Source organism: Tardiphaga sp. (assembly GCF_044336785.1).
Lineage (GTDB): Bacteria > Pseudomonadota > Alphaproteobacteria > Rhizobiales > Xanthobacteraceae > Tardiphaga.
In genome coordinates, this window is record NZ_JBIIOT010000117.1 from 1 (window position 1) to 14,039 (window position 14,039).

Below are 14,039 nucleotides of genomic sequence, written 5' to 3' on the forward strand. Positions count from 1 at the left end.
TTCTCGTCGTTGTCCGCGACGATCACCTCAGACGCTGTGAAATGGCCGTCGGGACCGACGGTGTACGCTCGATATTCGTGCATTATCTTGGCTCGTTGGGGTGATGCGGCCAGGCCGATGGATCCTCGTCGATCCTCATCCGGCACCACAATATCGTACGACAGACGACAAACGGAAGTTTCATTTGAGACTCCAACGGTAGTTTATTCCGTCACGACGGACCGCTGCCTGGGCGCCAGCTGCAGCAGCGTCGCCACCGGTCGCTTGCCGGCGCGCTTGCACTTCTCGCATCTCAGCCGGGTCGCCAGATCGTGCACGAACGTCGTCGCCGGCGCGCCGAGCGCGGCCAGGTCGATGTCGCGCGGCGTCCTGCAGCGGCTGCACTCGATCTGCAGCCACGGGAAGCCGCCGTTGATGGCCTGGTCGACGGTGGGGGACGGGTCGATCGGCTCACCGTCCGCCCACATGCGCTCGTTCCAGCTCTCGCACGACAGCTTGTCCGCCTGGCGCAGCATCGCTTCGGCGCGGCCGCGCATCTCGGCGGCTTGGTCCGCCAAGATGCCGGTCATCGCGCGCGACTTCGACAGCTCCTTCTTCAAGGCCTTGCGGTCTCCGCCGCTCATCAGGGTCGGGTGATATTTCGGGGCCATCGATTACCGGTTTCGGATTCCTGCAACGATTAGGCGGGTGAAGGAGATCATCATGAGCACCCCTGACACCACCGCATCCATCCGCGAAGACATCCTCAAGTGCATTCAGCGCGTCGAATGGGAGCTGGGACCGGCCGAGAACCATACTTGGGCACAAACATTCCTGCAGAACGCGATCAACCTGCTCGACGGCTGGGATCTCAAGGAATCGGTGCTCCCTCAGGACGAGCCCTGCGCTTCGTAGGATGGCCAGCAGCCGTCGTCCTCATGGCTTCCGGTCCGCATCTGGCATCCGTTGTCGAGCAGGCGCTGGCCGACTTCCTTCCAGACGGCGTGTTCGCCGTAGAGGCGGACCGCATCGGCGGTCTGGATCTCCACGATTCGATCGCAGCGCCGGCAGGACACCCGCAGCACGTGGCGCGGGATCTCCGACAGGCGGCGGTTCTGAATCGGGACGCCCGGCCTGGCGCGAGCCGCCGGGTCTGCGAGGACCGCGTCCCAGTAGGCCTCGGTCATCGGGTCGGCCGGACCCAGGGCGGGCGTTGGCGGGGGCGTTGCGGCCTCCTGCATCCGACGCAAGGTCTCCTCGGCGCGGGCCTGTTTTTCGTTCGGGAAGCGCCATTCGGCCACGCGTCGTCCTGCCATCGTCGGGGCATCCTTGCGGTTTGAAATGTGATGAGCGTTACTGACCGCAGTAGAACAAAAGAAGAACGACGAGTCGAGTCGGAACTTGGCTTTCCAAGGATTCGGATTTGCCTCAGGGCGTCCAATGATGGCAAGTTAGGTCAGCGGTGTAGCAGCCCGATGTTGCTACACCGTCTTGCTACACCGAAGGATCCGCGTTTCGAGAAACGCTTGATTTGTTGAGGTTTTCGCTAGGTCGGGAAATTCTGGCGGAGAGGGGGGGATTCGAACCCCCGATGGGCTTGCACCCATGCCGCATTTCGAGTGCGGTACAATCAACCACTCTGCCACCTCTCCTTGGTGCCGAATTCCGGAGGTCGCCCGCCGGGTGGTTGGCGGTGTTCTAGGCGAGGATGCCGAAACAGACAAGCGCCGGATGAGGAAATTCCGCCTTCAGCCCACCCCCATGCGGCAAAATCAGCTCCGCGCAGGCCCGAGCCATCCAGCCCGGCAGCGGCAGAGCGGGGATGACAGCGCAAAATCTGGTGTGCCGACCCAAGCACGCCGCGTGCACCTGCCGATTCGCGCAAGAATCGCTGATGCCGATCGCTTGCCGCCGACATCGCCCCACACACCGCAAGTCCCCTCGGTAAGTCCCCTCGCCCCAAGCGAAGCAACGCTTCGCGCGGGGGGAGAGGGTTAGGGAGAGGGGGGCGCCCACGTGACATCGGAGCGTGGGGCTGCCCCTCTCCCGCCGCGAGCACACGGCGACGTCTCAGTCCTTGCCCTTTTTCGCCTTCTTGTCGTCCTTCTCGTCCTTGTCCTTCTTCCCCGTGTCTTTCTTGCGATTGGTGAAACGGGCATTGCCGAGGCCGGTGCCGATGGTCAGCACGCCCCAGCGCGCAAATTCCTGCATGAAGGGCACTTCGCTCAGCCCCTGCGCCACGCCGTCATTGTGCATCAGGACAGCCGTGTCGTGATCGCCGATGGTGGGGATGCCTTCGGCGATCAGTGCCGGCAGGTTGAACTTGCTGCTTTCCCAATTGCCCGGCAGGTTCTGCGCACCCTTTTCGATGGTGCCGTCTTCGTTGATCACGCCTGGACACGAAATGCCGATGAAGGGGGCAAGCTTGAAGCCGTCCTTGTCGGCCGCCTTGATCAGATCCTTGAGCATCTTGATCAGCCGCTCCACCGCGCCTTCACGGGTCGGCTCGTCCTCGGCGTGTTTCCACAGATCGGATTTCCAGACCTGAGCCTTGGAGAGGTCCTTCGACTTCTTCCAGCCGGTCTCCACCACGCCGCAGCGGATATTGGAGCCGCCGATATCCACCGCAAGGATGCTGTCATAGCCTTCGAAAATCCAGGACGGCGCCAGATGCAGGCAGCCGATCAGGCCGGCTTCATCAGGGTGATACTGGATCGGGATCAGGTCGACCTTGAGCCCTTCGGACTTCAGGATGATGTCGGTGCGCGCGATGGCGAGTTCGCCGACGCGGCTCTGGCGAAAGCCGCCGCCGACCACGATACATTCGGTGTCTTCCCACACCTTGTTCTTGAAGAAGCGCTGGATCACATAGGCGAATTCCTTCGCGAATTCCTCGATGGCGCCGTGCACGAGAGCCGCCGCCTTGACGTCCTCGCCGACCAGGATCTCGTCGAGCTCGCTCTTGCCGATCTCCTTGACCGACTTCTTGCCGAGCGGATCCTCGCCGTTCTTCTTCAACGGCTTGCGCAGATCCTCGACGATCTTCTGGAACGCGCCCTTGCTGGCGCGATCGCCGAGAAAGCCGTCGCCGTCCTTGATCTCGATATTGAAAGTATCCACCTCGACCGAGGGCAGACGTTTTGCGCCGTGCACGCCGATGCCGATCGGCGTCGTTACTACTTCTTCAGCCATGTTGCCCCTGAAACGCGTGAACCGATCGACAACGCCGATGGAACCGAATGGTTGCATCGAGGGAACAGCGGCGCGCGAGTCAGGATTTGGCCTTGCCTGCGGCCTTGAGTTCGGCACGCATGCGCTGCAACTGCTGATCGGTGCGATGCCGCTCGATCGCCAGAGCGACGGTCAGCGTGATGGCGGCGATGGCTTCGAGATCGTGCGGCCGGGGCGAACGCGGCGCATCGTAATATACCGCGAATGTGCCGCGGGTGACCTCGTCCATCCCCTTGATCGGCGTCGACCAGCAGGCGCACAGCCCGTGCGCCGCCGCGAGATCACGATAGTCCTTCCACAACGGATCGGTGGCGATATCCGCCACATAGACAGGCGTGCCACGATAAGCGGCGGTACCGCAGGAGCCGATGCCCTCCGCGACTCGTTCGCCGTCGATCGCCTTGTTATAGGCACATGGCAGGCTGGGCGCCGCCAGATGCCGGAGATATCGGCCGTCCTCGCTGACTTCGAGAACGGACGCCATCATGTGATGCCCCGACGACGCCTCGACGCTCAACAGCAGCTCCTGCATCACATCGGCGAGCGGACGGCCAGCCGCAAGCTGCATCAGGACATGGCGCTCCCGCGCGATATGCTCGCGCAGCGACGGCCCGCCGCTGCGTCTCAGGATTTCGGTGCCGGGTAGATCGAGCTTCACATTCATGTCGATGCCATCCAACCATCGCCGGCCGACCGGCGATCGACATCTTTGCTGCGTGCGCGATGCCGTCAAAACACAACGTGAGTTGAAAGTTCTTGTTCAGATTGAAGTGCGCGATGAATGTGCGCTAGACGACTCCTATTGACAAGCTCACAACCGGCATAAGTTTGGTAAGCGAACACCAAGTCTGCTGGTTATCGATCACACCCTCGCGATGTGGCCACAGCAATTGTGGCACATTGCGCCGTCGGCGACATCGCTCACCACCGATCGCAACTATCAGATCGTGCTGCAATAAGCTCCGAAAACGCGCCGAAGCTTGGCGATCAGAGCGTCGGCAGTGTCGATGCTCCGACTGCAGCCACCACCGCGCCCGACCGCACCAAGGCCAGTGCCTTCTCGATGTCCGCATGAAAATAGCGGTCATCGTCGAGATGCGCGATATCGTCGCGGATGCGTTTTCGCACGGCTTCGAGGGCGTGGCTGGAGGTCAGCGGCGCGTGGAAATCGCAGCCTTGCGCCGCAGCAAGCAGTTCGATGGCAATGACAGCCATCGCATTTTCCACCATCGGAGACAGACGTCTTGCGCCATGCGCGGCCATGGAGACGTGGTCTTCCTGGTTGGCCGATGTCGGAATCGAATCGACGCTGGCGGGATAAGCGCGCTGCTTGTTCTCGGACACCAATGCTGCCGCCGTGACCTGCGCGATCATGAAGCCGGAGTTAAGTCCCGGCCGCGGTGTGAGAAACGCCGGCACGCCGGACAGCACGGGATCGACCAGCATCGCGATGCGCCGCTCGGCGATGGAGCCGATTTCGCACACCGCGAGCGCGATCATGTCGGCCGCGAAGGCCACCGGTGCCGCATGAAAATTGCCGCCGGACATGGCGAGGTCCTCGTCGGCAAAGATCAGCGGATTGTCGGAGACGCCGTTGGCTTCGGTGAGCAGCGTCGCCGCTGCTTGCCTGAGTATATCGAGGGCAGCGCCCATCACCTGCGGCTGGCAGCGCAGGCAGTAGGGATCCTGCACCCGCACATCACCGAGGCGATGCGACTCGCGGATAGCACTTCCGACCATCAGGCCTTGTAGCGCCGACGCCACCGCAATCTGCCCATCATGCTTGCGCAGCTGATGGATGCGCGCATCGAACGGCGTATCGGAGCCGCGCGCGGCATCCGTAGAAAGCGCCCCGCCGACAACTGCAGTCCTGAACAGCAATTCCGCCTCGAACAGACCGGCCAGCGCGCAAGCCGTCGAGAATTGCGTGCCATTGAGCAGCGCAAGGCCTTCCTTGGGGCCGAGCTCGATCGGCTTGAGGCCAACAGTCGCGAGCGCTTCCACGGCCGGCAAACGCTTGTTGCCGGCAAAGGCTTCGCCGACGCCGATCATCACCGATGTCATATGCGCAAGCGGCGCGAGATCGCCGGACGCACCGACCGAGCCCTGCGCCGGCACGACGGGGATGATGTCGTTTGCCAGCATCGCCTCAAGTAATTGAATCGTCCCCAGCCGCACGCCGGAAAAACCTTGCGCCAGCGACGCAATCTTCAACGCCATCATCAGGCGTGCGATCACCGGCGACATCGGCTCACCCACACCCGCACAATGCGACAGCACGATATTCTTCTGCAGCGCGACCAGATCCTCGGCGGCGATGCCGACGCTGGCGAGCTTTCCGAAGCCGGTATTGATGCCATAGACCGGCTCGCCCTTGGCCACGATCCGCGCCACCGCATCGGCGCTGGCCTGGATGCGCGGGTGATGCTGCGCGTCCAGCTTCGGCACAGCGCCGCGATAGATCGCGCGCCAGTCGGCCAGGGACATCGCACCAGGTTCGAAATGGGTGGTCATGGCGGGCTCCTCATTTGTCTAGGCATATTAGACGCAACGCAGGCTGCCGTCACCCACCCCCGCTTGTCGTCACCCGGCTTGACCGGGTGACCCAGTACACACCGCGCCGGCTGAGTTTACTGGATCGCCCGGTCAAGCCGGGCGATGACAGTGGGGCTACTTGGCACTGCTCTGCAGACTTTCCAGCAACAATTGTGCCGGCAGGCTAAGCCCCTTGTTGCGCACGGCGATGACGAATTGCCGCTGCGCCCAATCATTATTGAGTGGAATCACCTTGAGCCCCAGCGTCTGCTGGATCGCGGATGCCTCTTCCTGCGGCACGATGGCGACCGCAAGCTGCGCCGCGACGACGCGATAGGCGGCATCCACCGTGGACACCTGAATACGATACCGCATCTGCTTGCCCGCCGCGGCCGCCGCACTCCGCTGCGTCGCCTGCATGATGCTGCGGGCGACGATATCGACATGTTCGTAGTCGATGGTCTCTTCAAAAGAGACCGTGTCGCGCGATGCCAGCGGATGATCGGGATGCACGACGACGGCGAGACGATCGCGGTGATAGGGATGCACCGTCAACCCGCGCAGATCGACGGCATCCCAGCACACGCCGATATCGGCACGGCCTTCTTCCACACCGCGCACCACTTCCCAGATCTCGCGCTCTTCCAGGCTGACGCGCACATCGCGATATTTTTTCGCGAAGGCACTCACATCCTCCGGCAACACCTGTGCCACCGCGGACTTCGATGCGAACACCCGCACATGCCCCTGCACGCCATCGGCAAACGCGCCGAGTTCAGCCTGCATGCGATCGAGCAGTTGCAAACTCTCGCGCGCATAGCGCCACAGCACCTCGCCCGCCGCCGTCACCGTGACGCCGCGGCGACCGCGTTCGAGCAATTGCACCCCGGCCTCGTCTTCCATCTGGCTGATGCGTTTCGAGACGGCCGAAGGCACGATCGCCTCGCGCTTGGCGGCGGAGGCGATGTTGCGCTCCTCGCAGACGGCGATGAACAGGCGAAGGGAGACGGGATCGAAGCTGCGCATAAAGACCTCTCAGCCGTCATTGCGAGGAGCCTCTTGGCGACGAAGCAATCCAGTCTTCGCTTTTGGCTTTCTGGATTGCTTCGCTGCGCTCGCAACGACGGCGGACAGCCATCTTAGATGGGAACGCCTGCGGTGAAAAATCACCATTTCAGAGATGGCTGTGTTTTAGCTATTGCCTAAAGCCATCCGCAAGTCTGCCGCCGTGTTGCCGCAAGAGACCACGCGAAAACGAGGAAAAACCATGCGCATTGTCGAAGTCCGGGAGCGCACCGCTCCGATCGCCTCCCCCATCGCTAACGCCTTCATCGACTTCAGCAAAATGACGCTGAGCCTGGTCGCGGTGGTCACCGACGTGATCCGCGACGGCAAGCCTGTGATCGGCTACGGCTTCAATTCCAACGGCCGCTACGGCCAGGGCGGCCTGATCCGCGAACGTTTCGCGCCCCGTATCCCCGAAGCCAAGCCCGACGATCTCATTGATTCAACTGGCGAAAACATCGATCCCCACAAGGTGTGGGCGACCATGTTCACCAACGAGAAGCCCGGCGGCCACGGCGAACGTTCTGTCGCCATCGGCACCATCGACATGGCGGTCTGGGACGCCGTCGCCAAGATCGCGGGCAAGCCGCTTTTCCGTTTTCTGTCAGAGCGTTACGGCACTGTTGCGAACCCCAAAGTGTTCGTCTATGCGGCCGGCGGCTACTATTATCCGGGCAAAGGCCTTGATGGTTTAGCTAATGAAATGAAGGGTTATCTGGACCGCGGCTACAATGTCGTGAAGATGAAGATCGGCGGCGCGCCGCTGGCCGACGACCTCAAGCGCATCGAGCACGTCCTGAAACTGCTGCCCTCGGGCTGCCAGCTCGCCGTCGACGCCAATGGCCGGTTCGATCTCACGACCGCCGTCGATTACGCCAAGGCTTTGAGGGAATACGATCTTTTCTGGTACGAGGAAGCCGGCGACCCGCTCGATTACGAGCTGCAGGAAAAGCTCGCCGAGCATTATCCGAAGCCCATGGCCACTGGCGAAAACCTGTTTTCCATGCAGGACGCCCGCAACCTGATCCGCTACGGCGGCATGCGCAAGGACCGCGACTGGCTGCAATTCGATTGCGCACTTAGCTATGGTCTTGTGGAATATCTTAGAACGTTGGAAATGCTGAAGAATTACGGCTGGTCCTGGACCCGCTGCATTCCCCATGGCGGCCACCAGATGTCGCTGAACATCGCAGCCGGCCTCGGCCTCGGCGGCAATGAGTCGTATCCCGACCTGTTCCAGCCCTATGGCGGCTTCCCGGATGGCGTGAAAGTCGAGAACGGCCACATCGTGATGCCGGAACTGCCGGGCATCGGATTCGAGGGTAAATCGGACCTGATCAAGGAAATGCGCAGCCTCGCTTCCTAAGCCACGGCGGCGAGTCAAACGCAGGCCAAATGCCTGTTTTTGGCTCGCTTTTCCTTGACTCCCCGTCTTCCCCCTCTATAAAGCACCCTTCGGCGCAAGCTTTGTCTCGCGCCGATTGTTTTTGCGTGGGGCCGCAACGTCGGCCAGAAAATGCAAAAACTTCAAACCCTTATCGACTGAACAAGAAGCCGTCCCGGAGCGATCGTTTCATCGCTTGATCCGAGGACGGGATCGAACACGAAGGATTAGAACGATGTTCGCAGTCATCAAAACCGGCGGCCGGCAATACCGCGTCGTTCCGGATGATGTACTTGAGATTGGCAAGATCGCTGGCGATGCCGGCACGATCGTGCAGCTTGGTGAAGTGTTGATGCTCGGCGGTGATACGCCTGTGCTCGGCCTCCCGACCGTTTCCGGCGCAAGCGTTGCGGTTGAAATTCTCGACCACAAGCGCGGCCCGAAGGTCATCGCGTTCAAGAAGCGCCGCCGCAAGCACTCGAAGCGCAAGCGTGGCTACCGTGACGAGCTGACCCTGGTGCGCATCAGCGAGATCCTCGCCGATGGCAAGGCGCCGACGCTGGGCCCGCGCCCGAAGCGTGAAAAGGCAGCCCCGAAGGCCGCTCCGGCCGAAGCGGCCGAGTAAATAGAATCGCTGCAGCAGCGGAATTATCCGCTGCGCAAATTTGAATTTCCGTGAGACAATTCCCGCAAGGAATTGATCTTTGAATAGATCGAGATCGGAGACGAGCTATGGCTCATAAAAAAGCAGGCGGTTCATCGCGCAACGGCCGCGATTCAGCTGGCAAGCGTCTTGGCGTCAAGGCGTTCGGCGGCGAGCGCGTGATTCCCGGCAACATCATTGCGCGTCAGCGCGGCACCACCTGGCACCCCGGCCTTAATGTCGGCATGGGCACGGATCATACCCTGTTCGCCAAGGTCGAAGGCCGCGTGGAGTTTAAAGCCAAAGCCAACGGCCGCACCTTCGTGTCGGTACTCCCGATCACTCAGGCCGCGGCCGAATAAACGGTGGACACTCACATGGAGTCCGCCGGGTCCTGTTGAACCGGCGGAGTGCCAGAATTGGGCTCCAGAGGGGAGGCGGGAAACCGGCCTCCCCTTTTCGTTTGGTGCGTCGCTTCGGGGCGCATTGCAGGAGCCCGAGATGTTGCAGGATATCCCGACACCCCAGCTGAGCGAGAGCAGAGCCGCTGTTCTGCAGACGCAACGCCTGACCTTGCGCAAGCCCGTGATGGCCGATGCCATCGCAGTGACCGAACTCGCCAATGACCGCCGCATCGCCGAGAACACCCGCCGGCTGCCGCATCCCTATTCGCAGGATGATGCCGAACAGTTTGTCGGCTCGCTGCAGGATGAAGCGGCCACCGACGCAGTGTTCCTGATCGAGCTCGATTATCGCCCGATCGGCATGGTCGGTGTCGACTGGCGCGAGCCGGATGCGCCGGAGCTCGGCTACTGGCTGGGCGTCGAGCATTGGGGTCGCGGCTTTGCCACCGAGGCCGTGCGCGCAGCGATCGATTACACATTCGAGGAATTCGCCATCGATCAGCTGATCGCCGGCGCGCGCGTGGCCAATCCAGCCTCGCGAAATATCCTCGAGAAGTGCGGCTTCCAGTGGACCGGCGTGCAACTGCATCGCTTCGAGGCGATCGGATCGTCAACGCCGGTGGATTGCTTCAAGCTGACACGTGGCGTGTGGAGCTCGCTGAAGAACTGGGCGAGTTCGACGCGGAGATGACGGATCGTAGGATGGGTTGAGCGCAGCGAAAACCCATCACAAGAGGCGCCGGAGCACGCGGTGATGGGTTATCGCTCCGGCGCTACCGCGCCTGCGCTCAACCCATCCTACGGCCACGGCGTTTTAAACCACCGGCGGCACGTCGTCGGCGATCTTGCCGAGACTCTGCTCACGCAGGAAGATATAGAGCCCCGCGGCAATGATGATCGTGGCGCCAATCAACGTCGCCGGCGCCGGCAGTTCATCGAAAATCAGATAGCCGAAGATCACCGCCCAGATGATCATCGTATATTGATACGGTACGACGACACTCGCCGGCGCCAGTTTCAGCGAGCGATTCACGCACATCAGTGCCGCGATCGACACCACCCCTGCCAGGAAGAACAGGCCGAGATCGCCGAAGCCCGGCGTCACCCAGCCGAATGTCGTCAGCACCGCACCGAAGGTGAATGTGCCGATGAACTGCGTCGTTGCCAGCACCACATCCGGCGCCGAGCGCAGCGACCGCGTGATCAGCATCAGCGCCGCGAAGGACAGGCTGCCACCGAGCGCGATCAGCGCCGGCCAGGTCACCATCTGCGCCGACGGTTTTAGCGCGATGATCACGCCGATGAAGCCGACAAACACCGCGCTCCAGCGCCGCCAGCCGACGGATTCGCGCAAAAAGATCGCAGACCCCGCGGTGACGAAGATCGGACAGGCCAGATAATAGGTAATGACGTCAGCCAGCGGCAGATAGCCCGCCGCCCAGAAGAAAGCCGCGACCTCCAGCGTAGACAGCACGACGCGCAGCACCTGCAGGCCCGGCCGGTCCAGAGTGAGGAAATCGCCGCGGTGGCGCCAGATCATCGGCGCCAGCAGGGTCAGCGCCGCGATGGCGCGCAGGAACATCAATTGCCCGACCGAATAGGTCGAAACCAGATATTTGCCGATGGCGTCGCCACAGGAAAACATGGCGATACCCGCCAGCATCAGGCCGATACCGGCTATCCGGGCGGCGCGATTGTCCGCGGCGGTCGAAATGGTCGCAAACATGCCCATATGCGCCTTTAAGAGCCCTCTCAGTCCCTCATCTTGAGGAGCCGTGCGAAGCGCGGCGTCTCGAAGGATGGCCGCAAACTCGGAGCCAAACAGCTCATGGTTCGAGACGGCGCGGAAGACGCGCCTCCTCACCATGAGGTTCGGAGTTTCGCGGGCGGCAGAGACAATAGTTAACGTTTCCCATTGTCCTTTAGGACGCGATTGACACCGCAGCAAGGCAGCCATTCGTCGCCTTGCGGGCGCGATGAGTTGTTGCCGCAAACACCCCCCTGCGATACGGATACGCCATGAAATTCCTCGATGAAGCCAAGGTTTACATACGTTCCGGCGACGGCGGCAACGGCTGCGTGGCGTTCCGCCGCGAGAAGTATATTGAGTTCGGTGGCCCCTCCGGCGGCAATGGCGGCCGCGGCGGCGATGTTATCATCGAAGTCGTCGATGGCCTCAACACGCTGATCGATTATCGCTACCAGCAGCACTTCAAGGCGCCGCGCGGCGTCAATGGCATGGGCAAGGATCGCCACGGTGCCAATGGCAAGCCGATCACCCTGAAAGTGCCGGTCGGCACCCAGATCATCGACGAAGACAAAGAAACGCTGATCCACGACTTCACCAAGCTCGGCGAGACCTATGTGCTGGCCGAAGGCGGCAATGGCGGTTTCGGCAATGCGCATTTCAAGTCGTCCACCAATCGAGCCCCGCGCAACGCCAATCCCGGCCAGCCCGGCCAGGAGCGCTGGATCTGGCTGCGGCTGAAGCTGATTGCCGATGCCGGCCTGGTCGGCCTGCCCAATGCCGGCAAGTCGACGTTCCTCTCAAAAGTCTCGGCGGCACGGCCGAAGATCGCCGACTATCCCTTCACCACGCTGCATCCGCAGCTCGGCGTCGTCGGCGTCGATGCGCGCGAATTCGTGCTGGCCGATATTCCCGGCCTGATCGAGGGCGCCCATGAAGGCGCGGGCCTCGGCGATCGCTTTCTCGGCCATGTCGAGCGCTGCCGGGTGCTGCTGCATCTGATCGACGCCACCTGCGAACATGCGGGCAAGGCCTACAAGACCGTGCGTGGCGAGCTGGATGCCTATGAAGGCGACCTCGCCAACAAGGTCGAGATCGTGGCGCTCAACAAGATCGATGCAGTCGAGCCGGACGAGCTGAAGAAGCAGAAGGAGCGCCTGAAGCGCGCGTCCAAGCAGACGCCTCTGCTGATCTCGGGTGCAACAGGCGATGGCGTGCCGGAAGCCCTGCGCGCGCTGGTCGAGGTGATTGGCGAAGCACCGGTATCAGACAAGGCGAAGTCGGCCGCGCAGTCCGCACCATGGGCGCCTGTAAGCAACTGACGTTTCGATGATGCACGACACCCGCAACGCGCGTGGACCTAACCTCTCCCCGTAAGAACGGGGCGATGGAATACGAAGCGCCTCCGAGACACCACAGACACCATCGCCCAAGAAGCATCGCCATGTCGTCGCCTGATCTGAAAAACTTCCGCCGCATCGTCGTCAAGGTCGGCTCCTCGCTGCTGATCGACCATGCAGCGGGTGAAGTGCGGGCAGAGTGGCTGGCAGCACTGGCTGCCGATATCGCCAGGCTGCACGCGGATGGCCGCGACGTGCTCGTCGTGTCGTCGGGCTCGATCGCACTTGGCCGTCATCGCCTGAAGCTGCCGCGCGGTCCGCTGAAACTGGAAGAGAGCCAGGCTGCGGCAGCCGTCGGGCAGATCGCGCTTGCGCGCATCTGGTCCGAAGTGCTCGGCCATCACGGCATAGGCGCCGGACAGATTCTCGTCACGCTGCAGGACACCGAGGAACGCCGTCGCTATCTCAATGCGCGCTCCACCATCGGCAAACTGCTGGAATGGCGTGCGGTGCCCGTGATCAACGAGAACGACACCGTCGCCACCAACGAGATCCGCTACGGCGATAATGACCGCCTTGCCGCCCGCGTTGCGACCATGACGTCAGCCGATCTGCTCGTGCTGTTGTCCGATATCGATGGCCTCTATACGGCGCCGCCCGGCGCCAATCCGGATGCGAAGCTGATCCCGGTGGTCGAGCATATCACCGCCGATATCGAGAGCATGGCGGGTGCTGCCGAATCCGAACTGTCGCGCGGCGGCATGTACACCAAGATCGAAGCCGGCAAGATCGCGACCACCGCCGGCACGCATATGATCATCGCCTCCGGCAAGATAGATCATCCGCTGCAGGCGATCGCCGATGGCGGCCGCTGCACCTGGTTCTTGACGCCCGCCAATCCCGTCACGGCGCGCAAGCGCTGGATTGCGGGATCGCTGGAGCCGAAGGGCACGCTGACCATCGACGCCGGCGCTGCCGCTGCATTGCGTGCGGGCAAGAGCCTGTTGCCGGCTGGCGTGATCCGCGTCGATGGACAGTTTTCACGCGGCGATGCGGTGATCGTGCGCGATCCCGATGCGCATGAGATCGGTCGCGGTCTTGTGGCCTATGACGCCGAGCATGCTGAGAAAATCAAGGGACGCTCTTCGCCGGATGCGATGAACATTCTCGGTATCACCGGCCGCATCGAGATGATCCACCGCGATGATCTCGTGATTGGCGGTAGCCGGAACTAACTCAGTCCCTCATGGTGAGGAGCGCGCCCTTGCGCGCGTCTCGAACCATAAGCTGGCCTGGCTCTCGCGCCTGTCGCCATCCTTCGAGACGCCGCTTCGCGGCTCCTCAGGATGAGGGACGGAGTGACGGAACTAACTTTCGTTCCATTACTTCCCAACGCCGACGCATCGCGCAGAACGAGTTCCCGCCATCATTGCGCCATGCCCACGGTCTTGTCTGCGCCCGCATTGATAATGACCATTTGACCAGGGAGATATTGCAATGAAACGCCTTTTGATCGTTCCGTTCCTGCTGCTCACCACGCCGGTTCTCGCGCAGCAGGGCAACACGGCAGCCAACCAGAATGCCTGCTCGCGCGACGCATCGCGTTTCTGCCGCGCCAAGATGAATGATGGCGATATGGTCGTGCTGAGCTGCCTGAAGGAAAATCGCAGCAAGCTTGGCAAGGCCTGCGCGAAAGTGCTGGCGGATAACG

Annotated in this window: 15 protein-coding genes and 1 tRNA gene; 8 read left to right on the plus strand and 8 right to left on the minus strand. The window is 62.2% G+C overall.

Annotation, left to right across the window (positions count from 1 at the left end):
* Positions 1 to 203: 203 nt before the first annotated feature.
* Positions 204 to 650: a hypothetical protein gene (locus ACIQ2A_RS22825; protein WP_398483708.1), complete on the minus strand. Its 447-nt coding sequence runs from the start codon at positions 648 to 650 to the stop codon at positions 204 to 206.
* A 52-nt stretch (positions 651 to 702) separates the two neighbouring features.
* On the opposite strand from ACIQ2A_RS22825, the gene ACIQ2A_RS22830 reads away from it, so the two are divergent.
* Complete coding sequence (locus ACIQ2A_RS22830) at positions 703 to 894, plus strand: hypothetical protein (RefSeq protein WP_398483710.1); 192 nt, start codon at positions 703 to 705, stop codon at positions 892 to 894.
* Here the strand turns inward: ACIQ2A_RS22830 and ACIQ2A_RS22835 are convergent.
* From ACIQ2A_RS22835 to ACIQ2A_RS22860, 6 genes are all read right to left on the minus strand, one after another.
* A complete protein-coding gene (locus tag ACIQ2A_RS22835) occupies positions 870 to 1,295 on the minus strand; it encodes a hypothetical protein (RefSeq protein ID WP_398483712.1) in 426 nt (141 codons plus the stop codon). The genes ACIQ2A_RS22830 and ACIQ2A_RS22835 overlap by 25 nt on opposite strands.
* 246 nt (positions 1,296 to 1,541) lie before the next feature.
* Positions 1,542 to 1,631: transfer RNA gene (locus tag ACIQ2A_RS22840), tRNA-Ser, on the minus strand.
* 418 nt (positions 1,632 to 2,049) lie between these two features.
* Positions 2,050 to 3,171: an ROK family protein gene (locus ACIQ2A_RS22845; protein ID WP_398483714.1), complete on the minus strand. Its 1,122-nt coding sequence runs from the start codon at positions 3,169 to 3,171 to the stop codon at positions 2,050 to 2,052.
* 79 nt (positions 3,172 to 3,250) lie between these two features.
* Positions 3,251 to 3,874 carry a GAF domain-containing protein gene (locus ACIQ2A_RS22850; RefSeq protein ID WP_398483716.1) on the minus strand — a complete coding sequence of 208 codons (624 nt, stop codon included), beginning with the start codon at positions 3,872 to 3,874 and terminating at the stop codon, positions 3,251 to 3,253.
* Positions 3,875 to 4,197: 323 nt separating this feature from the next.
* Entirely contained in the window at positions 4,198 to 5,724 is a 1,527-nt protein-coding gene (hutH, locus tag ACIQ2A_RS22855) for a histidine ammonia-lyase (RefSeq protein ID WP_398483718.1), read from the minus strand.
* Between the two features lie 156 nt (positions 5,725 to 5,880).
* Positions 5,881 to 6,771, minus strand: coding sequence for a LysR substrate-binding domain-containing protein (locus ACIQ2A_RS22860; protein WP_398483720.1), 891 nt, complete (start codon positions 6,769 to 6,771; stop codon positions 5,881 to 5,883).
* Positions 6,772 to 7,012: 241 nt separating this feature from the next.
* Here ACIQ2A_RS22860 and ACIQ2A_RS22865 point away from each other — a divergent pair, with 241 nt between their 5' ends.
* The 4 genes from ACIQ2A_RS22865 to ACIQ2A_RS22880 all read left to right on the plus strand — a co-directional run bounded on the left by ACIQ2A_RS22865 (position 7,013) and on the right by ACIQ2A_RS22880 (position 9,932).
* The gene (locus ACIQ2A_RS22865; protein ID WP_398483722.1) at positions 7,013 to 8,176 is read left to right on the plus strand and encodes a mandelate racemase/muconate lactonizing enzyme family protein; all 1,164 of its coding nucleotides are present in this window, start codon (positions 7,013 to 7,015) and stop codon (positions 8,174 to 8,176) included.
* 253 nt (positions 8,177 to 8,429) lie between these two features.
* Positions 8,430 to 8,819, plus strand: coding sequence for a 50S ribosomal protein L21 (gene rplU, locus ACIQ2A_RS22870; protein WP_398483724.1), 390 nt, complete (start codon positions 8,430 to 8,432; stop codon positions 8,817 to 8,819).
* Positions 8,820 to 8,926: 107 nt separating this feature from the next.
* Positions 8,927 to 9,199 (plus strand): 50S ribosomal protein L27, encoded by a 273-nt coding sequence (gene rpmA, locus ACIQ2A_RS22875; RefSeq protein WP_211911333.1) that lies wholly within the window; start codon positions 8,927 to 8,929, stop codon positions 9,197 to 9,199.
* 139 nt (positions 9,200 to 9,338) lie between these two features.
* Positions 9,339 to 9,932 (plus strand): GNAT family N-acetyltransferase, encoded by a 594-nt coding sequence (locus ACIQ2A_RS22880; RefSeq protein ID WP_398483727.1) that lies wholly within the window; start codon positions 9,339 to 9,341, stop codon positions 9,930 to 9,932.
* Positions 9,933 to 10,055: 123 nt separating this feature from the next.
* Here the strand turns inward: ACIQ2A_RS22880 and ACIQ2A_RS22885 are convergent, their stop codons facing one another.
* Positions 10,056 to 10,973 (minus strand): DMT family transporter, encoded by a 918-nt coding sequence (locus tag ACIQ2A_RS22885; protein ID WP_398483729.1) that lies wholly within the window; start codon positions 10,971 to 10,973, stop codon positions 10,056 to 10,058.
* A 287-nt stretch (positions 10,974 to 11,260) separates the two neighbouring features.
* On the opposite strand from ACIQ2A_RS22885, the gene obgE reads away from it, so the two are divergent.
* The 3 genes from obgE to ACIQ2A_RS22900 form a co-directional block, all read left to right on the plus strand.
* Entirely contained in the window at positions 11,261 to 12,310 is a 1,050-nt protein-coding gene (gene obgE / locus ACIQ2A_RS22890) for a GTPase ObgE (RefSeq protein ID WP_398483731.1), read from the plus strand.
* A 122-nt stretch (positions 12,311 to 12,432) separates the two neighbouring features.
* Positions 12,433 to 13,563 (plus strand): glutamate 5-kinase, encoded by a 1,131-nt coding sequence (gene proB, locus ACIQ2A_RS22895; protein ID WP_398483733.1) that lies wholly within the window; start codon positions 12,433 to 12,435, stop codon positions 13,561 to 13,563.
* A gap of 262 nt (positions 13,564 to 13,825) precedes the next feature.
* Positions 13,826 to 14,039: hypothetical protein (locus tag ACIQ2A_RS22900; protein WP_398483735.1), on the plus strand; the 214-nt coding region annotated here is incomplete at its 3' end.